The sequence below is a fragment of the Salmonella sp. 32120201201600049SM genome, assembly GCF_017572835.1.
In the GTDB taxonomy this organism is placed as follows: Bacteria; Pseudomonadota; Gammaproteobacteria; order Enterobacterales; family Enterobacteriaceae; genus Salmonella; species Salmonella enterica.
In genome coordinates this window covers 86100-105861 of sequence record NZ_JAGESA010000013.1, presented here as the reverse complement: position 1 = coordinate 105861, position 19762 = coordinate 86100, and the positions used below count along the sequence as shown (strand labels likewise).

The window sequence follows — 19762 nt, the reverse complement described above, 5'->3', positions numbered from 1 at the left end:
GCTAACTTCCGCCTGAATGGTTAAAACGTATTGTAGTTATGACATTCGCTTTATTACCCTCGAAGAGGAATGCAAAAATATCAATGAATTACCAATCCGGCACCGACCCGATAAGCGCAGCGTCATTAGACAAACGCCACAACATACCGCGCCTTTGCTGGTGATATGTCATGAAAAATCTCTTTATCGCCTGGATAAGTTTATTGCTATATGGCTGCACAACCTTTCCACAAGCCGTAAAACCTACGACAGGCGGACAGCCCTCCCCGACGGAAATCTATATCGTCAGTCATGGCTGGCACACGGGAATTATTGCGCCGGCCCATGATGTTAATACCGTTCTGCCACAGCTTAAAAAACGGTTCGCTCAGGAGACGCAGTGGTATGAAATCGGCTGGGGCGATAAGGGCTTTTATCAGTCACAAGAAATAACCACCGCGCTTACGCTCCAGGCCATGTTCTGGTCATCCGGCGCGGTTATGCACATCGTCGCCTTTTCCGGTAAACCAGAACGCTATTTCGTCGGTAGCGAGATAAAATCACTGCTCCTGCACACAAACCAGCGTAACAGTCTGATGCGTTATCTGGGCCGCAGCTTTGCGCGTGACGCAGAGGGTAATCTGATTCCGTTAAAACAAGGAATTTACGGCGATAGCCAGTTTTACGCCGCGAATGGCCGCTACGGCATACTCAATACCTGCAATAAATGGACAGCTAAGGGGCTGGAAAGCGCGGGACTGACTATAAATCCTTCGTTAAAACTCACGGCAGGAAGCGTAATGAAAGCGATTACGGATCACAGAATGTGTCTGAACAAATACTGTTATCCCTAGAAAACAAAAAAAGCGCCCTGCGGCGCTTTTTTTTCTGGCGGTAACTTATTTGCTGCCAGGGATGCTGAAGCGCTTGTTGAAGCGCTCAACACGACCACCGGTATCAACAACACGCTGCTTACCAGTGAAGAACGGGTGGCATTTGCCGCACACGTCCAGGTTCAGGTCGTGACCCACGGTAGAGTGGGTTTTGATAACATTACCGCAAGAACAGGTTGCAGTAATTTCTACGTAATTCGGGTGAATACCTTTTTTCATGGGGAACCTCAGTGTAAGGCCGCGTCGCTCTTCCAGCCCTAACGCCAGACACCACGCGAAGTTAATAGTAAAGGGTTTGATGCTCACAACACGCACCAAAGGCGGCGAATCATACAGAATTTGACCACCGTATGCAAACTGATCCGCGCTCCCTTATCGTAATGTGTATACTACCCGACGAAATTTCAAGTCAGGAAGATGCTATGTCCGTCGCGCACGTTGCCTTGCCCGTTCCGCTTCCCCGAACCTTTGATTACCTGCTGCCGGAAGGCGGGGTCGCCAAAGCCGGGTGCCGCGTGCGCGTGCCGTTCGGCAAGCAGCAAGAGCGCGTGGGCATTGTCGTCTCGGTTAGCGACCACAGCGAATTGCCGCTCGATGAATTAAAATCGGTCATTGAAGTCCTGGATAACGAGCCAATCTTTTCTCCCTCCATCTGGCGCTTACTCCTCTGGGCGGCGGATTACTACCACCATCCCCTCGGCGACGTTCTGTTTCACGCTCTGCCGGTTTTATTACGTCAGGGAAAACCAGCCAGCAACGCGCCCCTATGGTATTGGTTCGCCACCGAAGAGGGGCAAGCCGTCGACATCAACAGCCTGAAACGCTCCGCCAAACAACAACAGGCGCTGGCGGCGCTGCGGCAAGGAAAGATCTGGCGCTATCAGGTAGCCGAGCTTGATTTTACTGACGCCACGCTGCAAACGCTGCGGCGTAAGGGGCTTTGTGAGCTTGCCAGTGAAACGCCCGCGTTTACCGACTGGCGGGAGCGTTATGCCGTCGCAGGAGAGCGCCTGCGGCTGAATACCGAACAGGCGACAGCGGTCGGCGCAATTCACAGCGCGTCGGACGGTTTCTCCGCCTGGTTGCTGGCAGGCGTAACCGGCTCCGGCAAGACCGAAGTGTATCTGAGCGTGCTGGAAAACGTCCTCGCCCAGGGCAAACAGGCGCTGGTGATGGTGCCGGAAATCGGCCTGACGCCGCAAACGATCGCCCGTTTTCGCGAACGTTTTAACGCGCCGGTGGAAGTGCTGCATTCCGGGCTAAACGACAGCGAGCGTCTTTCGGCATGGCTGAAAGCGAAAAACGGCGAAGCGGCGATTGTCATCGGCACGCGCTCCTCGCTGTTTACGCCGTTTAAAAATCTTGGCGTAATTGTCATCGACGAAGAGCACGACAGCTCTTATAAACAGCAGGAAGGGTGGCGCTACCATGCCCGCGATTTGGCTGTGTATCGCGCCCATAGCGAGCAGATCCCGATTATTCTCGGCTCCGCCACCCCAGCCCTGGAAACGCTATGCAACGTGCGGCAGAAAAAATACCGGATGCTGCGTCTGACGCGGCGCGCAGGCAATGCCCGTCCAGCCCTGCAGCATGTGCTGGATTTAAAAGGCCAGCGTCTTCAGGCGGGACTGGCGCCCGCCCTTATCGCCCGTATGCGCCAACATCTCCAGGCCGACAATCAGGTAATTTTATTTCTTAACCGCCGGGGATTCGCGCCCGCGCTGCTTTGCCACGACTGCGGCTGGATTGCGGAGTGCCCGCGTTGTGATCACTACTACACGCTGCACCAGGCGCAGCATCATTTACGCTGTCATCACTGCGACAGCCAGCGTCCGGTACCGCGTCAGTGCCCCTCCTGCGGCTCCACACATATGTTACCGGTTGGGTTAGGGACGGAACAGCTGGAGCAGGTGCTGGCGCCCTTCTTCCCCGGCGTGCCGATCTCACGAATCGACCGTGATACCACCAGTCGTAAAGGCGCGCTGGAGCAGCATCTGGCGGAAGTTCACCGCGGCGGAGCACGCATCCTGATAGGCACACAAATGCTGGCGAAAGGCCATCACTTTCCGGATGTCACGCTGGTGGCGTTGCTGGATGTCGATGGCGCGCTTTTTTCCGCAGATTTTCGTTCGGCGGAACGCTTCGCGCAGCTCTACACTCAGGTTTCCGGCCGCGCCGGGCGCGCGGGCAAACAGGGCGAAGTGGTGCTCCAAACGCACCATCCTGAGCATCCCCTGCTGCAAACGTTACTGTATAAAGGCTATGATGCGTTTGCGGAACAGGCGCTGGCGGAACGGCAAACGCTCCAGCTTCCGCCGTGGACCAGCCACGTCATTATTCGCGCAGAGGATCACAACAATCAGCAGGCGCCCGTCTTTCTCCAGCAGTTGCGTAATCTGATTCAGGCCAGCCCGCTATCAGACGATAAGCTGTGGATCTTAGGTCCGGTTCCGGCCCTCGCGCCAAAACGCGGCGGCCGCTATCGCTGGCAAATTTTACTTCAGCATCCTTCACGGATTCGCCTGCAACACATCATCAGCGGCACGCTGGCGTTGATCAATACGCTCCCTGAAGCGCGGAAAGTTAAATGGGTTCTGGACGTCGATCCGATTGAAGGATAGTCCTCACGATGCGAGGCGGATCGTAAAATTAAAGATCCATCACACTTTTTATGAAAATTCTGTAACCGCTTCCACGCACTATCTGATAAAAATGTTTTCGATGAGTGTTACCAGGGATAGATCTGCGCCAGCAGTTCCCAGGCGAGGAGAAAGAGTGAAATCGAACAAGCAGGTTACTGCCGCTACGATGAAGGATGTTGCGTTGAAGGCGAAAGTCTCTACAGCAACCGTATCCCGCGCGTTAATGAACCCCGATAAAGTCTCCCAGTCGACCCGTAGCCGGGTTGAACAGGCCGCGCTTGAAGTGGGTTATTTCCCGCAGTCGATGGGGCGAAATGTAAAACGCAATGAATCCCGTACGATTCTGGTGATTGTCCCGGATATTTGCGATCCCTTCTTCAGTGAAATTATCCGCGGTATCGAAGTGACCGCGGCAGAACAGGGGTATCTGGTGCTGATTGGCGATTGCGCCCATCAAAACCAGAAAGAAAAAACCTTTCTTAATCTCATCATCACCAAACAGATCGACGGCATGGTACTTCTCAGTTCCCGGCTGCCCTTTGACGCCAGCGTTGAGGAGCAGCGCAATTTGCCTCCGATGGTGATGTCGAATGAGTTTGCGCCGGAGCTTGAACTGCCGACGGTACATATCGATAACCTGACCGCCGCGTTCAATGCCATGAACTACCTGTTGGATTTGGGCCACAAGCGGATTGGTTGTATTGCGGGGCCGGAAGATATGCCGCTCTGTCACTATCGCTTACAAGGTTACGTACAGGCATTAAGACGCAGTGGCATTGTGGTCGATCCGCATTACATCGCCCGTGGCGACTTTACCTTTGAAGCAGGGGCAAACGCATTAAAGCAGTTGCTTGAGCAACCGTTGCCGCCTACCGCCGTCTTTTGTCATAGCGACGTAATGGCGCTGGGCGCCCTCTCCTGGGCCAAGCGCCAGGGTCTGAAAGTGCCTGACGATCTGTCGATTATCGGCTTTGACAATATCGCGCTGGCCGAGTTTTGCGACCCTCCGTTGACAACCGTGGCGCAGCCGCGTTTTGACATTGGTCGCGAGGCGATGCTGCTGTTGCTCGATCAGATGCAGGGGCAAAATGTGAGCAGCGGCTCGCGTTTAATGGATTGCGAGCTGATTATTCGCGGTTCTACGCGCGCTTTACCCTAAAGTAAATAGCTTTAAGACTCACCTGTCTGGTCAAAGGCCCGCCGCTTCAGTAACATGACGGGCTGACGAACGAATAAATACAGCGAAACGATAGTGGCACAACGAGATTATGTACGTCGCGGCCAACCGGCTCCTTCGCGGCGCAAAAAGAGCACCTCACGGAACTCACGGAAGAAGCAAAGCAACATGCCTGCCGTCTCGCCGGCAATGGTCGCGATTGCGGCAGCCGTCCTTGTGACCTTTATCGGCGGTCTGTACTTCATTACTCACCATAAGAAAGAAGAGTCCGAAACGCTACAAAACCAGAAAGTCACTGGCAATGGGCTTCCGCCAAAACCGGAAGAGCGCTGGCGTTACATCAAAGAGCTGGAAAGTCGCCAGCCGGGCGTGCGTACGCCAACGGAACCGTCCGCCGGCGGCGAAGTCATGAATCCGAATCAGCTCACCAGCGAACAGCGTCAACTCCTGGAGCAGATGCAGGCGGATATGCGTCAGCAGCCAACGCAACTTAACGAAGTGCCGTGGAACGAGCAGACGCCAGAACAACGCCAGCAAACGCTACAGCGCCAGCGTCAGGCGCAGCAGCAGTGGGCTCAAACGCAGCCTGTTCAGCAACCACGCACGCAGCCGCGGGTAAACGAGCAGCCGCAAACACGCACGGTACAGTCCGCCCCGGCGCAACCCGCGCGCCAAAGTCAGCCGCCGAAGCAGACGGCCTCGCAGCAACCTTATCAGGATTTGCTGCAAACGCCGGCGCATACCAGCGCGGCAGCGCCAAAAGCCGCGCCAATTACGCGCGCGCCTGAAGCGCCGAAGGCGACAGCAGAGAAAAAAGATGAACGTCGCTGGATGGTGCAATGTGGTTCATTCAAAGGCGCTGAGCAGGCAGAAAGCGTCCGCGCTCAGCTGGCGTTTGAAGGCTTTGACTCCAAAATTACCACCAATAACGGCTGGAATCGCGTGGTTATCGGGCCGGTGAAAGGTAAAGAAAATGCCGACAGCACCATTAACCGTCTGAAGATGGCGGGCCATACAAACTGCATTCGACTCGCCACCGGGGGTTGAAACCCTCAAAATCTCCCCCATCTATACTTGCATTATGCCCCGTACGCCGTACGGGGCCGCAATTCAGCATTAGTAACCAAGGGGTCTGCTCGTGACAACAATAGTAAGCGTACGCCGTAACGGCCACGTGGTAATCGCCGGTGATGGTCAGGCCACACTGGGTAACACAGTAATGAAAGGCAACGTGAAGAAAGTCCGCCGCCTCTACAACGACAAGGTCATTGCGGGCTTTGCGGGCGGTACTGCGGATGCATTCACGCTGTTCGAGCTGTTTGAACGTAAACTGGAAATGCATCAGGGGCACCTGGTCAAAGCCGCCGTTGAACTGGCGAAAGACTGGCGTACCGACCGTATGCTACGCAAACTGGAAGCGTTGCTGGCCGTCGCGGATGAAACCGCCTCGCTCATCATCACGGGTAACGGCGATGTCGTGCAACCTGAAAACGATTTAATTGCTATCGGCTCCGGCGGTCCTTATGCCCAGGCTGCCGCTCGCGCTCTGTTGGAAAATACCGAGCTCGGCGCGCGCGAAATTGCTGAAAAGGCGTTGGATATTGCAGGCGATATCTGCATTTACACCAACCATTTCCACACCATTGAAGAATTGACCGCCAAAGCGTAAGGACCTCTCATGTCTGAAATGACCCCACGCGAAATTGTCAGCGAACTGAACAAACACATTATCGGCCAGGATAACGCAAAGCGTTCCGTGGCGATTGCATTGCGTAACCGCTGGCGTCGTATGCAGCTTGATGAAGAGCTGCGCCACGAAGTAACGCCGAAAAATATTCTGATGATTGGCCCGACCGGCGTCGGTAAAACCGAAATCGCTCGTCGTCTGGCAAAACTCGCCAACGCGCCATTCATTAAAGTCGAAGCCACCAAATTCACCGAAGTGGGCTATGTCGGGAAAGAAGTGGACTCTATCATCCGCGATCTGACCGATGCCGCGGTGAAAATGGTTCGCGTACAGGCTATCGAGAAAAACCGCTATCGTGCGGAAGAGTTGGCGGAAGAACGTATTCTCGACGTGCTGATCCCACCCGCAAAAAATAACTGGGGCCAGGCCGAACAGCAGCAGGAGCCTTCTGCCGCCCGTCAAACGTTCCGCAAAAAACTGCGCGAAGGCCAGCTCGACGATAAAGAGATCGAGATTAACCTCGCCGCCGCGCCGATGGGCGTAGAGATTATGGCGCCTCCGGGCATGGAGGAGATGACCAGCCAGTTACAGTCTATGTTCCAGAACCTGGGCGGTCAGAAACAGAAACCGCGTAAGCTGAAAATTAAAGACGCGATGAAACTGTTGGTTGAAGAAGAAGCGGCTAAGCTGGTCAACCCGGAAGAGCTGAAACAGGACGCTATCGACGCGGTTGAACAGCACGGCATCGTGTTTATCGATGAAATTGACAAAATTTGTAAGCGTGGCGAAACCTCCGGCCCGGATGTTTCACGCGAAGGCGTACAGCGCGACTTACTGCCGCTGGTAGAAGGCTGCACGGTTTCGACCAAACACGGGATGGTCAAAACGGATCATATTCTGTTTATCGCCTCTGGCGCGTTCCAGGTGGCGAAGCCGTCTGATCTGATCCCGGAACTGCAGGGCCGTCTGCCGATTCGCGTTGAACTTCAGGCGCTGACCACCAGCGATTTCGAACGCATTTTGACCGAGCCAAACGCCTCCGTCACCGTGCAGTATAAAGCGCTGATGGCAACTGAAGGCGTCAATATCGAGTTCACCGATTCCGGTATTAAACGTATTGCCGAAGCCGCCTGGCAGGTTAACGAAACCACCGAAAACATCGGCGCGCGCCGTCTGCATACCGTACTGGAGCGTCTGATGGAAGAAATTTCCTATAACGCCAGCGATCTGCACGGCCAAAACATCACAATTGATGCGGAATATGTGAGCAAACATCTGGATGCGCTGGTCGCAGATGAAGATCTAAGCCGTTTTATCTTATAATCGCGTCCAATGCATTTTCATCACTGTTGATGGGGCTGAAAAGCCCCATTTTTATTGGCGCTAAATATGACTGAACAACAACAAATTAGCCGCACCCAGGCCTGGCTGGAAAGCTTACGACCCAAAACCTTACCCCTCGCCTTCGCAGCGATTATCGTCGGTACGGCCCTGGCATGGTGGCAAGGCTATTTCGATCCTCTGGTCGCGCTGCTGGCCCTTATCACCGCCGGGCTGTTGCAAATTTTATCCAACCTCGCCAACGATTACGGCGACGCTGTCAAAGGCAGTGATAAACCAGATCGCATCGGGCCGCTGCGGGGGATGCAAAAAGGCGTCATCACCCGGCAGGAGATGAAGCGGGCGTTAATCATTACCGTCGTGCTGATCTGTATCTCCGGACTGGCGCTGGTGGCGGTCGCGTGCCATACGTTAACCGATTTTGTCGGCTTCCTGATTTTGGGCGGGCTGTCGATTATCGCCGCCATCACCTACACCGTGGGTAATCGGCCCTACGGCTATATCGGGCTGGGTGATATCTCTGTCCTGGTATTCTTTGGCTGGCTAAGTGTCATGGGGAGCTGGTATCTCCAGGCGCATACGCTGATTCCGGCGCTGATTCTCCCGGCCACCGCCTGCGGTTTACTGGCGACGGCGGTGCTGAATATTAATAACCTGCGCGATATTAATAGCGACAGAGAGAACGGCAAAAACACCCTTGTAGTACGACTGGGCGATGTCAACGCGCGTCGTTATCACGCCTGCCTGTTGCTAGGCGCGCTGCTCTGTCTGGCGCTGTTTAATCTGCTCTCGCTACACAGTCCGTGGGGATGGTTGTTTATTCTGGCCGCGCCCTTGCTCATTAAACAAGCGCGCTACGTAATGCGCGAAAGGGAGCCTGCGGCAATGCGCCCGATGCTTGAACGTACCGTTAAAGGCGCGTTGTTAACCAACCTGTTATTTGTGATTGGGATACTCTTAAGTCAGTGGGCCGTTTAACTGACAAATATCAATTAACAATTGATGATTTTGCCAACAGTATACTTAGCGCGATATACTAAAAATTCTCGCAGCAACTGAACGTTAAGCCTATGAAATACGATACTTCCGAGCTTTGTGACATCTATCAGGAAGATGTCAACGTCGTGGAACCGCTGTTCTCTAATTTTGGAGGGCGGTCGTCGTTTGGCGGACAAATCATCACGGTAAAATGTTTCGAGGACAACGGGTTGCTGTACGATCTGCTCGAACAAAATGGCCGTGGTCGGGTTCTGCTGGTCGATGGCGGCGGTTCTGTCCGTCGTGCATTAGTCGATGCGGAGCTGGCGCGTCTGGCCACGCAAAATGAATGGGAAGGGCTGGTTATCTATGGCGCGGTGCGTCAGGTGGACGATCTGGAAGAGCTGGATATCGGCATTCAGGCGATCGCCGCCATTCCGGTTGGCGCCGCAGGTGAAGGCATTGGGGAAAGCGATGTGCGCGTCAATTTCGGCGGCGTGACGTTCTTCTCCGGCGATCATCTCTATGCCGACAACACCGGGATTATCCTTTCCGAAGACCCGCTTGATATCGAGTGATCAAAAAAGGCGCCTTACGGCGCCTTTTTTATGCGTTGTCGCTGATTGCCGGATGTCGGCTTACGCCTTATCCGGCCCACCGGTATCCGCATTCTAAATCCTCTATAGATTTCGCGTCAGGGCAAGGCGGCAAGTAAGTGAATCCCCAGGAGCATAGGCCACTATGTGACTGGGGTGAACGCACGCAGCCAACGCCGCCATAACGTGAAATATGACGAGGATTAGACTTCTTCCATACGACCAAGCAGCGCCTGCAAACGTTCCTGCCAGCCGCTCTGCTGTTCCTTCAGAGAATTATTTTCACGCTCGAGTTCTTCACGTTGATGCTGTGCAGACTGCACTTCCTGCGTCAGGCTGTTGTTCTTTTCTTTCAGCTCTTCAATTTCCATCTGTAACAGGGTGATGGTGTCAATCGCCTGCTGTACTTTTGCTTCCAGTTTCTCAAACACTTCTAAAGACATGATCTTACCTCTCCTGAATTGCAAGGCGACGCTTCACGTAAACGCGCACAATATATAGTGTCGATTGTATGAAGCCCCGCTCTCGCTGTCCAGCGACATACCGCGTAGATCGCGGTTTGCAGCAATTTTCATCCATCTCCTGGTAACATTCATTCAATAACTTAAAAGTGTTAACATATTGGTTAATGAAATGATTCAATTCACTCTCTTCTGCTGTCTCAAAATGCGCTTCATGGCGCGATAACGCTCATTTTATTGACGCAGTACACACATTTTGATTTCGATATTTCTCGTTTTTGCTCGTTAACGATAAATTAACAGTGTGCCTACAGGGCATCGTGGATGTCCATGACTTCCTCGCATACCAATAATCATTACATACTCTTCAGGATCCGATTATGAGTCAAACATCAACCTTAAAAGGCCAGTGCATTGCTGAATTCCTCGGTACCGGGTTGTTGATTTTTTTCGGTGTGGGTTGTGTCGCTGCGCTTAAAGTTGCCGGAGCTACTTTTGGACAGTGGGAAATCAGCGTCATCTGGGGTCTGGGGGTAGCGATGGCTATCTACCTGACGGCAGGTGTTTCTGGCGCACACCTGAACCCGGCAGTGACCATCGCACTCTGGCTATTTGCCTGTTTCGACAAACGTAAAGTTGTTCCTTTTATTATTTCTCAAGTTGCCGGCGCCTTTTGCGCAGCGGCGTTAGTTTACGGGCTTTATTACAATCTTTTTGTGGACTTCGAACAAACCCACCATATCGTCCGTGGCAGCGTTGAAAGTCTCGATCTCGCAGGCATTTTCTCAACTTACCCGAATCCTCATATCAATTTTGTGCAGGCCTTCGCGGTTGAAATGGTGATTACCGCTATTCTGATGGGGCTGATTCTGGCGCTGACCGACGACGGAAACGGCGTACCTCGCGGTCCGCTTGCGCCACTGCTCATTGGTTTACTGATCGCCGTTATCGGTGCCTCTATGGGGCCGTTGACCGGGTTTGCGATGAATCCGGCGCGTGACTTTGGCCCCAAAATGTTCGCCGGGCTTGCCGGCTGGGGTGAAATTGCGTTTACCGGCGGTAGAGACATTCCTTACTTCCTGGTGCCACTGTTTGGCCCCATCGTCGGCGCCATTCTGGGCGCGTTTGCTTATCGCAAATTTATTGGCCGTCATTTGCCGTGCGATACCTGCGTCGTGGAAGAGAAGGACTCCACCGCGACCACACAACAAAATGCTTCGCTGTAATCTGATTACGGGACAAAATTATGACTGAAAAAAAATATATCGTTGCGCTCGACCAGGGTACCACCAGCTCCCGCGCGGTCGTTATGGATCATGACGCGAATATCGTCAGCGTATCACAGCGTGAATTTGAGCAAATTTATCCTAAGCCAGGCTGGGTAGAACACGACCCGATGGAAATTTGGGCGTCCCAAAGCTCAACGCTGGTAGAAGTACTGGCTAAGGCCGATATCAGTTCCGATCAGATTGCCGCTATCGGTATCACCAACCAACGTGAAACCGCGATCGTCTGGGAACGTGAAACCGGCAAACCGATATACAACGCTATTGTCTGGCAGTGCCGTCGTACCGCCGATATTTGCGAACAGCTTAAACGCGACGGCATGGAAGATTACATCCGCGACAATACCGGTCTGGTCGTCGACCCGTACTTCTCTGGCACTAAAGTGAAATGGATCCTTGACCATGTGGAAGGTTCGCGCGAACGCGCGAAGCGTGGCGAGCTGCTGTTCGGTACGGTGGATACCTGGCTTATCTGGAAGATGACGCAGGGCCGCGTCCACGTTACGGATTACACCAACGCCTCACGAACCATGCTGTTCAACATCCATGATTTGGACTGGGACGATAAAATGCTGGACGTGCTGGATATCCCACGCGCGATGCTGCCCCAGGTACGTAAATCCTCCGAAGTCTACGGCCAGACCAATATTGGCGGTAAAGGCGGTACACGTATTCCTATCGCCGGGATTGCCGGGGATCAGCAGGCTGCGCTATTCGGCCAACTGTGCGTAAAGGAAGGAATGGCAAAGAATACCTACGGCACCGGCTGCTTTATGCTGATGAACACCGGCGAGAAAGCGGTAAAATCGGAAAACGGCCTGCTGACCACCATCGCCTGCGGCCCAAGCGGCGAAGTCAACTATGCGCTGGAAGGCGCGGTGTTTATGGCGGGAGCGTCCATTCAATGGCTGCGTGATGAAATGAAGCTCATCAGCGACGCGTTCGACTCCGAATATTTCGCCACGAAAGTGAAAGATACCAACGGTGTCTACGTGGTTCCGGCCTTCACCGGTCTGGGCGCGCCGTACTGGGACCCGTATGCCCGCGGCGCTATTTTTGGCCTGACCCGCGGCGTGAACTCTAATCACATTATCCGCGCGACGCTCGAATCCATCGCTTACCAGACCCGCGACGTACTGGAAGCGATGCAGGCCGACTCCGGTATCCGCCTGCACGCTTTGCGTGTGGACGGCGGCGCAGTGGCCAACAACTTCCTGATGCAGTTCCAGTCAGATATTCTCGGCACGCGGGTGGAACGCCCGGAAGTGCGCGAAGTGACCGCGCTGGGCGCCGCCTATCTGGCTGGTCTGGCCGTCGGTTACTGGCAGAACCTGGACGAGTTGCAGGAAAAAGCCGTCATTGAGCGAGAATTCCGCCCCGGCATTGAAACCACCGAGCGTAACTACCGTTACAGTGGCTGGAAGAAAGCGGTTAAACGCGCAATGGCGTGGGAAGATCACGACAAGTAAGGTCGCCATCCGGCAAAATCTTTGTGCGGGGGCAACTCCGCACACACATCAATTATTCCCTCCTTCCCCTGTGCTACACTGCGCGCCACTCCTTTTTGCTACGAGTTTGTTATGAGACGAGAACTTGCCATCGAATTTTCCCGTGTGACCGAAGCGGCGGCGCTGGCTGGCTACAAATGGCTGGGACGCGGCGATAAAAATACCGCGGACGGCGCGGCGGTCAACGCCATGCGTATCATGCTCAACCAGGTCAACATTGACGGCACCATCGTGATTGGCGAAGGCGAAATCGACGAAGCCCCGATGCTCTATATCGGCGAGAAAGTCGGTACCGGCCACGGCGATGCGGTAGATATCGCCGTCGATCCGATTGAAGGCACGCGCATGACGGCGATGGGTCAGGCGAACGCGCTGGCGGTGCTGGCGGTCGGCGATAAAGGCTGTTTCCTGAATGCGCCCGATATGTATATGGAAAAACTGATTGTCGGTCCGGGCGCCAAAGGGGCGATCGATCTCAATCTGCCGCTGGCGGATAACCTGCGCAACATCGCGGATGCGCTGGGTAAACCGCTTGGCGATCTGACCGTGACCATTCTGGCAAAACCGCGTCATGACGAGGTCATCGCAGAGATGGCCAAACTGGGCGTACGCGTGTTTGCCATTCCTGACGGCGACGTCGCGGCCTCAATTCTGACCTGTATGCCGGATAGCGAAGTCGACGTGCTGTACGGGATTGGCGGCGCGCCAGAAGGCGTGGTATCCGCAGCGGTGATCCGCGCGCTGGACGGCGATATGCAGGGACGTCTGCTGGCGCGCCATGACGTGAAAGGCGACAGCGAAGAAAACCGCCGCATTGGCGAACAGGAGCTGGCGCGCTGCAAAGCAATGGGCATTGAAGCGGGCAAGGCGTTATGCCTGGGCGACATGGCGCGTAGCGATAACGTTATTTTCTCCGCGACCGGCATCACGAAAGGCGATCTGCTGGAAGGAATTAGCCGGAAAGGCCATATTGCCACGACGGAAACGCTGCTGATCCGCGGCAAATCACGCACCATCCGCCGCATTCAGTCGATCCACTATCTTGATCGTAAAGATCCGGATGTGCAGGCGCATATCCTCTAGCGCATTTGTTAGTTAGAGCCTTCCAGCCTCGCGGGGCTGGAAATCTTTCTCCTGACGAACGAAGATAAGGTTAGCGATTCAGAACAGGAGAAAACCATGGCCGATTGGGTAACAGGTAAAGTCACTAAGGTGCAAAACTGGACTGACGCACTGTTCAGCCTGACCGTTCACGCCCCCATTAATCCTTTTACTGCAGGCCAATTTACCAAACTCGGACTGGAGATCGATGGCGAGCGCGTTCAGCGCGCGTATTCCTATGTCAATGCGCCTGACAATCCGAATTTAGAGTTTTATCTGGTGACGGTGCCGCAAGGAAAGCTCAGCCCGCGGCTGGCGGCGCTAAAACCTGGCGATGAGGTGCAAGTGGTCAGCGACGCGTCGGGTTTCTTTGTACTGGATGAAGTGCCTGACTGCGAGACGCTATGGATGCTGGCAACCGGAACCGCTATTGGCCCGTATTTGTCTATTCTGCAATATGGCCAGGATGTCGCGCGCTTTAAAAATCTGGTCTTGGTCCACGCCGCACGCTTCGCCGCCGATTTAAGCTATCTGCCGCTAATGCTGGAACTGCAACAGCGTTATGAAGGCAAGCTGCGCATCCAAACGGTGGTCAGCCGGGAGAGGGTGCCAGGCTCGCTTACCGGACGCGTGCCAGCGCTCATTGAAAACGGCGAGCTGGAAAAAGCCGTTGGATTGCCGATGGATAAAGAGACCAGCCACGTCATGCTGTGCGGGAACCCGCAGATGGTGCGCGATACGCAGCAACTGCTGAAAGAGACCCGACAGATGACTAAACATCTGCGCCGCCGACCGGGGCATATGACGGCTGAACATTACTGGTGATGTTTTACCGAATGGCGGCTAGGGCTTATCCGGCCTGCAAATCATCACCAATCTGTAGGCCCGGTAAGCGTCAGCGCCACCGGGCAAATTACGGTTTACCGCCCGTTTACGGTTCTGCTTTAAACTTCACGTCCTGTGTCGCTTTCCCAAACTTATTTTCCCCCTGAACACCGACAAACGCGCCCAGATCGATAAGCATCATCACCAGGATCAGCGTCGGAATAAATCGCCCGACGACCCACTGCCACATCCCCGGCAGCATCACCCAGTTTCCGGCCAGCAGCATCCACGCCAGAATCATCAGCAACGCCCACGCGCCGGAGCGTCCCCGGTCATGCAGACGTTTGACCATGACGGCGGCGGTCGGCCACAGCAGGCACACCAGGCAAAATGCCGCCGTTTGGATATCAAGCAGATTTTTCCCCGCCAGCGAAAATAGCGCCAGCATCCCGGCAAACCAGAGGCCGATCCAAATCCAGAAATCACGGCGTCCGATACGCCCTTTAAATGAGAATAACCATTGCTGTATGGTCATGTAAGTTCCTTATATTTTGCCTTCCGCTACAGTTTACCCTTTTGACAAGCCCGACAGTTATCGTTTTAATCGTGAGCAGTCCTAACGAAAGGTAAGATTGATGAAGCCAGGATGTACTCTGTTTTTACTGTTGTTTTCTGCTCTCACCGCCAGCATAACGGCGCACGCGCAGCTCTCTTCATCGACCACGACAGCGCCCTATTTGCTGGCGGGCTCGCCAACCTTTGATCTTTCTATTAGCCAGTTTCGTGAGAACTTTAACCGCCAGAATCCCGATCTGCCGCTCAATGAATTTCGCGCCATTGAGAATAGCCGCGATAAGGCGAATCTGACCCGCGCCGCCAGTAAGATTAACGAAAATCTGTATGCCTCCACGGCGCTGGAGCGCGGTACGCTCAAAGTGAAAAGTATGCAGATTACCTGGCTGCCCATTCAGGGGCCGGAACAGAAAGCGGCGAAAGCGAAAGCGCTGGAATATATGGCCGCCATTATTCGCACTGTCGCCCCGTTGCTGACAAAAGAGCAAAGCCAGAAAAAACTGCAAAAGATGCTTATCGCCGGTAAAGGTAAACACTATTACGCCGAGACCGAAGGCGCGGTACGTTATGTTGTCGCAGATAACGGCGAAAAGGGGCTGACCTTCGCGGTTGAACCGATTAAGCTGGCGTTATCTGAAAATCTGGAAGGGGCGAATTGATGACAAAAAGCAAAGCCTTTCCGGGGATGAATCTCTATACTGTTTCATAGACCATGCTGCTCTGACGAGCGGCCATCTTCCTTAATTCGCTGACTAAGCGTGGAGAAATGAAATGCGACATCCTTTAGTGATGGGTAACTGGAAACTGAACGGCAGCCGCCACATGGTAAACGAACTGGTGGCTAACCTGCGTAAAGAACTGACGGGCGTAGCAGGCTGCGACGTGGCAATCGCTCCGCCGGAAATGTATATCGATCTGGCGAAACGCGCTGCTGCCGGTAGCCACATTATGCTGGGCGCGCAGAACGTTGATCTGAACCTGTCTGGCGCATTCACTGGTGAAACTTCGGCTGAAATGCTGAAGGATATCGGCGCGCAGTACATTATTATCGGCCACTCCGAGCGTCGTACTTATCACAAAGAATCTGACGAGCTGATCGCCAAAAAATTCGCCGTACTGAAAGAACAAGGTCTGACGCCGGTACTGTGCATCGGTGAAACCGAAGCGGAAAACGAAGCGGGCAAAACAGAAGAAGTGTGCGCACGCCAGATCGACGCGGTACTGAAAACGCAGGGCGCGGCAGCCTTTGAAGGCGCGGTTATCGCTTACGAACCCGTATGGGCGATCGGTACCGGTAAATCTGCAACTCCTGCGCAGGCGCAGGCAGTGCACAAATTCATCCGTGACCACATTGCTAAAGCTGACGCAAAAATCGCTGAACAGGTCATTATCCAGTACGGCGGTTCTGTTAATGCCTCCAACGCAGCCGAACTGTTCGCGCAGCCGGACATCGACGGCGCACTGGTAGGCGGCGCTTCTCTGAAAGCTGACGCCTTCGCGGTGATCGTGAAAGCAGCAGAAGCGGCTAAGCAAGCTTAATTGCCAATCAATGTCTGATGGCGCTGCGCTTATCAGGCCTATCAGCCGAGTGCTTATGTAGGCCTGATAAGGTAAAGCCGCCATCCGGCATTTATGCTGTGGAGGGTAAGAAAGTAGTATCCCCGGCAACCTTAAACATCGCCCTCCAGCTCCGCGTATTCTCAACCAGCCGATCATCACGAAATAACGCACTACCAGAAACAGCACGATCGATGCCCTGTGCAATCAGCGAAGGCAACTGATCCTGCGTTAACGACCCATCAATAACGATAATTTTACCTTCGCGTTTATCACCAAGTAGACAGAGAAGCTGCGCCACGCGCTCGTGCAAATCACTGGAGCGCATTTTACTGCCGTATCCAGGGTTCACTGCCAGTAGTTGAATAACCTCAACGTCGCTCAGAATGGGGATAATGACATCCAGAGGCGTTGCCGGGCATAAACTAATCCCCCGGATCACCGGCATTTCACCGCCGATAACGGGCACGGTCTGCTGACCAAGCCAGCTTAGCGTATGATGCAGATGAATATCGCCTTCAGCCTGAAGCGTGATGCAGTGTGCGCCCGCCTTCACGCAGGCTTGCGCCGCCGTCCATTGATCCGCTACCATCAAATGAACATCTTTGATAAAAGTTTGCGGCAGTTGCCCAACTGCCCATGGCCCAACGGTAAACTGCGGGCAAAATTGACCATCCATCAAATCCAAATGCAACAGCGGCTGGTTTAGCGCTTCCAACTGTTGCAGATAGCGATGCAACGCAATCCACTGCCCTGCCAGAATACCCACACTAAGCGGATATGACGCTAACAATGCCACACATGCTTCGCGCGTTAATCCGGCAAACTGGCTGTTCATGAGCGCTCCTTAAGGCATCAAACCCATAAAAACTTTTTTTGTCCGCGGACCGGTCATCAACGGTTCAAGCTGCTCCACGCAAGTTTTATAGTGTGGCGTTGTCTTGTGAAAAGCGACGGCCTGTTCATCAACGTAGGCTTCATAAATATAAAATCGCGTAGGCACCTGCGGATCCTGCAGAACATCAAAACGCAAGTTACCCGGCTCTTTAATTGAGCCCAGATGATTCTGCCGAAAAACATCGATAAATTGTTCAACCTTGTCATCATGAACGTTAATTTCAACCAGCGTAACGTGCATCATTAACCCCCTGATTATTCCAAATAAAATAACCGTCATCCCCATCTCCTCGCATCGGTAAAAGATGGGGAAGCGATCTCATTTAACCTTTCTCACTCAAAAAAAGCTCATAAGCACGCTCTGCTGTTTCGTTATGATGAACGACAGCATGTACCGCTTTAATCATGGCTACCGGATCTTCTGACTGGAATATATTACGCCCCATATCTACGCCAGAAGCCCCCTGGTCAATCGCCTGATAGCACATTTCCAATGCTTCACGTTCAGGCAGTTTTTTACCGCCGGCGATGACAATCGGCACCGGACAACCTGCCGCAATACGCTCAAAACCTTTATCGACATAATACGTTTTGATAATTTGCGCCCCCATTTCCGCAGCGATACGCGTTGCCAGTGAAAAATAACGCTGGTCGCGAGCCATATCTTTACCCACCCCGGTCACTGCCATTATTGGCATCCCAACGCGTAACCCGGCATCAATCAGTTGAATAATATTTTTAATCGACTGATGTTCATGCTCACTACCAATATAAACCTGTGCGGCAGCAGCACAGCTATTCAACCGCACAGCGTCATCCATCGCCACCGCAACCGCCTCATTGCTTAATTCAGTGAGAATAGAATTCGCCCCGGACGCGCGTAAAACGACTGGTTTATTGATTGCCGGAGGTACCACACTGCGTAATATGCCGCGAGTACACATTAAGACATCAGCATATTCAAAGAGCGGCGCAATATTGATATCAATACGCTCAAGTCCGGTTGTCGGCCCCTGGAAATATCCATGGTCAAAGGCCAGCATGACCGTTTTTCTGGTCTTGGGATTAAAAATCCTCGCCAGTCTGGACTGCATTCCCCAATCCAGCGCGCCACAGCCTTTTAATGCGAACAAAGTGTTAGTTTGTGGTTTATCGGTGTGAAAATCTTTGCCATCTTTAATATCATCTAAATCAGCCATTCTTTACTCCGTCGATACATAACAGTTATCAGAAATCATATTTGTCGATATTGTCTTTGTTGAAAATGACACGCTCCGGCAATAACACAATGCCGTTACCTTTTGCCTCATAGTGATATCCCTGCTCACTATTAGGTGAAACGGTGACTTTGCCGATGCCGGGAATATCCAGTGAATCACCGACATTCATTGGCATATTTTTCAGCAACGCATTGGCGACATATACGGAAATTTTTCCCTGTTGGACGACATCCCACAGGCCAAACTCTTTAACAGTGCCGCGCTGAACATAAGGGCGCATTACATTCGGCGTACTAAAACCAACAATCGCGAGATTATTGCGTTTAAGGTTCTCCGCCGCCTGTGCCGCAGCAGGTAAAGCGTTAGCGTCAGGCGCGATGATGGCATCCAGATCGGGATACGCTTTGATGATACCTTCCGCCGTCTGGAGCGATTTCGTGGCATCGTTATAGCCAAACTGGGTAGTGACTATCTCCCACCCCGGATGTTCCTGGCTAATTTTGGCTTTAGCTTCTTTCACCCACTGGTTCTGGTCGGTCACCGTTGGGCTGGAATAGAAGAAAGCGACTTTCGCTTTCTCTTTGTCCACCTGATGAGCGGCCATCTCTACCAGCATGCTGCCGAGCTGTTTTGGCGTCCCTTGATTGATATAGTAAGAACGGCACTCCGGCTTGGTATCGGAATCCCAGGTTAATATTTTCACGCCTCTTTGCATTGCCCGCTTCAACGCCGGGCACAGGCCATCAGGCGAAACGGCAGAAACGATAATGGCGTCATACCCCTGATTGACAAAGTTATTCACCAGTTGAACCTGGCCTGAGACGCTGGGCTCTGTAGGGCCATCGTAAGTTACGTCAATGCCCAGCGCTTTTCCCGCTTCCTGCGCGCCATTGCCGCCGCTGGTAAAAAAGCCCACGCCAACCAGTTTGGGAATAAAAGCAATCCGCTCTGCCGCCTGCACGGTCATTGCCGCAGATGCCAGACCAAACGCAGTGAGTAAGGCGATCATTTTAATGCTGTGTCTTGCCATTTTTTTCTCCA

Annotated in this window: 21 protein-coding genes; 14 read left to right on the top strand and 7 right to left on the bottom strand. The window is 53.4% G+C overall.

Features of this window, described 5'->3' with window-relative positions; genetic code table 11:
• Positions 1 to 170 precede the first annotated feature (170 nt).
• A complete protein-coding gene (locus tag J4650_RS20265; protein WP_023993651.1) occupies positions 171 to 833 on the top strand; it encodes a TIGR02117 family protein in 663 nt (220 codons plus the stop codon).
• 45 nt (positions 834 to 878) lie between these two features.
• Here the strand turns inward: J4650_RS20265 and rpmE are convergent, their stop codons facing one another.
• A complete protein-coding gene (gene rpmE, locus J4650_RS20260) occupies positions 879 to 1091 on the bottom strand; it encodes a 50S ribosomal protein L31 (protein WP_000715284.1) in 213 nt (70 codons plus the stop codon).
• A 203-nt stretch (positions 1092 to 1294) separates the two neighbouring features.
• On the opposite strand from rpmE, the gene priA reads away from it, so the two are divergent.
• The 7 genes from priA to rraA all read left to right on the top strand — a co-directional run bounded on the left by priA (position 1295) and on the right by rraA (position 9275).
• A complete protein-coding gene (priA, locus tag J4650_RS20255) occupies positions 1295 to 3493 on the top strand; it encodes a primosomal protein N' (protein ID WP_023993652.1) in 2199 nt (732 codons plus the stop codon).
• Positions 3494 to 3647: 154 nt separating this feature from the next.
• Positions 3648 to 4673 (top strand): DNA-binding transcriptional regulator CytR, encoded by a 1026-nt coding sequence (cytR, locus tag J4650_RS20250; RefSeq protein ID WP_000841337.1) that lies wholly within the window; start codon positions 3648 to 3650, stop codon positions 4671 to 4673.
• Between the two features lie 93 nt (positions 4674 to 4766).
• On the top strand, positions 4767 to 5738 hold the full coding sequence (gene ftsN / locus J4650_RS20245) for a cell division protein FtsN (RefSeq protein WP_000068814.1): 972 nt from the start codon (positions 4767 to 4769) through the stop codon (positions 5736 to 5738).
• A gap of 91 nt (positions 5739 to 5829) precedes the next feature.
• Positions 5830 to 6360 (top strand): ATP-dependent protease subunit HslV, encoded by a 531-nt coding sequence (hslV, locus tag J4650_RS20240; protein ID WP_000208240.1) that lies wholly within the window; start codon positions 5830 to 5832, stop codon positions 6358 to 6360.
• Positions 6361 to 6369: 9 nt separating this feature from the next.
• Entirely contained in the window at positions 6370 to 7701 is a 1332-nt protein-coding gene (hslU, locus tag J4650_RS20235) for an HslU--HslV peptidase ATPase subunit (RefSeq protein ID WP_001293360.1), read from the top strand.
• 66 nt (positions 7702 to 7767) lie between these two features.
• Positions 7768 to 8697 (top strand): 1,4-dihydroxy-2-naphthoate polyprenyltransferase, encoded by a 930-nt coding sequence (gene menA / locus J4650_RS20230; RefSeq protein ID WP_000139639.1) that lies wholly within the window; start codon positions 7768 to 7770, stop codon positions 8695 to 8697.
• Between the two features lie 92 nt (positions 8698 to 8789).
• On the top strand, positions 8790 to 9275 hold the full coding sequence (rraA, locus tag J4650_RS20225; RefSeq protein WP_000872918.1) for a ribonuclease E activity regulator RraA: 486 nt from the start codon (positions 8790 to 8792) through the stop codon (positions 9273 to 9275).
• A gap of 221 nt (positions 9276 to 9496) precedes the next feature.
• Here the strand turns inward: rraA and zapB are convergent, their stop codons facing one another.
• A complete protein-coding gene (zapB, locus tag J4650_RS20220) occupies positions 9497 to 9736 on the bottom strand; it encodes a septal ring assembly protein ZapB (RefSeq protein ID WP_000051370.1) in 240 nt (79 codons plus the stop codon).
• A gap of 398 nt (positions 9737 to 10134) precedes the next feature.
• On the opposite strand from zapB, the gene J4650_RS20215 reads away from it, so the two are divergent.
• From J4650_RS20215 to fpr, 4 genes are all read left to right on the top strand, one after another.
• Positions 10135 to 10980, top strand: a complete 846-nt coding sequence (locus tag J4650_RS20215) for an MIP/aquaporin family protein (RefSeq protein WP_000084285.1) — start codon at positions 10135 to 10137, stop codon at positions 10978 to 10980.
• 20 nt (positions 10981 to 11000) lie between these two features.
• Positions 11001 to 12509 (top strand): glycerol kinase GlpK, encoded by a 1509-nt coding sequence (glpK, locus tag J4650_RS20210; protein WP_000136811.1) that lies wholly within the window; start codon positions 11001 to 11003, stop codon positions 12507 to 12509.
• A gap of 111 nt (positions 12510 to 12620) precedes the next feature.
• A complete protein-coding gene (glpX, locus tag J4650_RS20205; protein ID WP_001250624.1) occupies positions 12621 to 13631 on the top strand; it encodes a class II fructose-bisphosphatase in 1011 nt (336 codons plus the stop codon).
• A 96-nt stretch (positions 13632 to 13727) separates the two neighbouring features.
• On the top strand, positions 13728 to 14474 hold the full coding sequence (gene fpr / locus J4650_RS20200; RefSeq protein WP_023993653.1) for a ferredoxin--NADP(+) reductase: 747 nt from the start codon (positions 13728 to 13730) through the stop codon (positions 14472 to 14474).
• A gap of 106 nt (positions 14475 to 14580) precedes the next feature.
• On the opposite strand, the gene J4650_RS20195 is transcribed toward fpr, so the two are convergent.
• Positions 14581 to 15009, bottom strand: a complete 429-nt coding sequence (locus J4650_RS20195; RefSeq protein ID WP_000155237.1) for a DUF805 domain-containing protein — start codon at positions 15007 to 15009, stop codon at positions 14581 to 14583.
• A gap of 100 nt (positions 15010 to 15109) precedes the next feature.
• Between J4650_RS20195 and J4650_RS20190 the strand changes: the two genes are divergently transcribed.
• Both J4650_RS20190 and tpiA read left to right on the top strand, forming a co-directional pair.
• Entirely contained in the window at positions 15110 to 15706 is a 597-nt protein-coding gene (locus J4650_RS20190) for a YiiQ family protein (RefSeq protein ID WP_000802241.1), read from the top strand.
• Between the two features lie 112 nt (positions 15707 to 15818).
• Positions 15819 to 16586: a triose-phosphate isomerase gene (gene tpiA, locus J4650_RS20185; RefSeq protein WP_001216339.1), complete on the top strand. Its 768-nt coding sequence runs from the start codon at positions 15819 to 15821 to the stop codon at positions 16584 to 16586.
• A 91-nt stretch (positions 16587 to 16677) separates the two neighbouring features.
• On the opposite strand, the gene J4650_RS20180 is transcribed toward tpiA, so the two are convergent.
• From J4650_RS20180 to lsrB, 4 genes are all read right to left on the bottom strand, one after another.
• Positions 16678 to 17442, bottom strand: coding sequence for an epimerase (locus J4650_RS20180; RefSeq protein ID WP_023993654.1), 765 nt, complete (start codon positions 17440 to 17442; stop codon positions 16678 to 16680).
• A gap of 9 nt (positions 17443 to 17451) precedes the next feature.
• Positions 17452 to 17742: a (4S)-4-hydroxy-5-phosphonooxypentane-2,3-dione isomerase gene (gene lsrG / locus J4650_RS20175; protein WP_001543603.1), complete on the bottom strand. Its 291-nt coding sequence runs from the start codon at positions 17740 to 17742 to the stop codon at positions 17452 to 17454.
• An 82-nt stretch (positions 17743 to 17824) separates the two neighbouring features.
• Positions 17825 to 18700 (bottom strand): 3-hydroxy-5-phosphonooxypentane-2,4-dione thiolase, encoded by an 876-nt coding sequence (lsrF, locus tag J4650_RS20170; protein ID WP_000774146.1) that lies wholly within the window; start codon positions 18698 to 18700, stop codon positions 17825 to 17827.
• Positions 18701 to 18728: 28 nt separating this feature from the next.
• Entirely contained in the window at positions 18729 to 19751 is a 1023-nt protein-coding gene (gene lsrB / locus J4650_RS20165; protein ID WP_000090737.1) for an autoinducer 2 ABC transporter substrate-binding protein LsrB, read from the bottom strand.
• Between the last annotated feature and the right edge of the window lie 11 nt (positions 19752 to 19762).

Coding starts and splice junctions, on each gene's coding strand:
- J4650_RS20265 (WP_023993651.1), top strand. CDS start 171: ATGAAAAATCTCTTTATCGCCTGGATAAGTTTATTGCTATATGGCTGC.
- rpmE (WP_000715284.1), bottom strand. CDS start 1,091: ATGAAAAAAGGTATTCACCCGAATTACGTAGAAATTACTGCAACCTGT.
- priA (WP_023993652.1), top strand. CDS start 1,295: ATGTCCGTCGCGCACGTTGCCTTGCCCGTTCCGCTTCCCCGAACCTTT.
- hslU (WP_001293360.1), top strand. CDS start 6,370: ATGTCTGAAATGACCCCACGCGAAATTGTCAGCGAACTGAACAAACAC.
- menA (WP_000139639.1), top strand. CDS start 7,768: ATGACTGAACAACAACAAATTAGCCGCACCCAGGCCTGGCTGGAAAGC.
- rraA (WP_000872918.1), top strand. CDS start 8,790: ATGAAATACGATACTTCCGAGCTTTGTGACATCTATCAGGAAGATGTC.
- zapB (WP_000051370.1), bottom strand. CDS start 9,736: ATGTCTTTAGAAGTGTTTGAGAAACTGGAAGCAAAAGTACAGCAGGCG.
- J4650_RS20215 (WP_000084285.1), top strand. CDS start 10,135: ATGAGTCAAACATCAACCTTAAAAGGCCAGTGCATTGCTGAATTCCTC.
- glpK (WP_000136811.1), top strand. CDS start 11,001: ATGACTGAAAAAAAATATATCGTTGCGCTCGACCAGGGTACCACCAGC.
- glpX (WP_001250624.1), top strand. CDS start 12,621: ATGAGACGAGAACTTGCCATCGAATTTTCCCGTGTGACCGAAGCGGCG.
- fpr (WP_023993653.1), top strand. CDS start 13,728: ATGGCCGATTGGGTAACAGGTAAAGTCACTAAGGTGCAAAACTGGACT.
- J4650_RS20195 (WP_000155237.1), bottom strand. CDS start 15,009: ATGACCATACAGCAATGGTTATTCTCATTTAAAGGGCGTATCGGACGC.
- J4650_RS20190 (WP_000802241.1), top strand. CDS start 15,110: ATGAAGCCAGGATGTACTCTGTTTTTACTGTTGTTTTCTGCTCTCACC.
- tpiA (WP_001216339.1), top strand. CDS start 15,819: ATGCGACATCCTTTAGTGATGGGTAACTGGAAACTGAACGGCAGCCGC.
- J4650_RS20180 (WP_023993654.1), bottom strand. CDS start 17,442: ATGAACAGCCAGTTTGCCGGATTAACGCGCGAAGCATGTGTGGCATTG.
- lsrG (WP_001543603.1), bottom strand. CDS start 17,742: ATGCACGTTACGCTGGTTGAAATTAACGTTCATGATGACAAGGTTGAA.
- lsrF (WP_000774146.1), bottom strand. CDS start 18,700: ATGGCTGATTTAGATGATATTAAAGATGGCAAAGATTTTCACACCGAT.
- lsrB (WP_000090737.1), bottom strand. CDS start 19,751: ATGGCAAGACACAGCATTAAAATGATCGCCTTACTCACTGCGTTTGGT.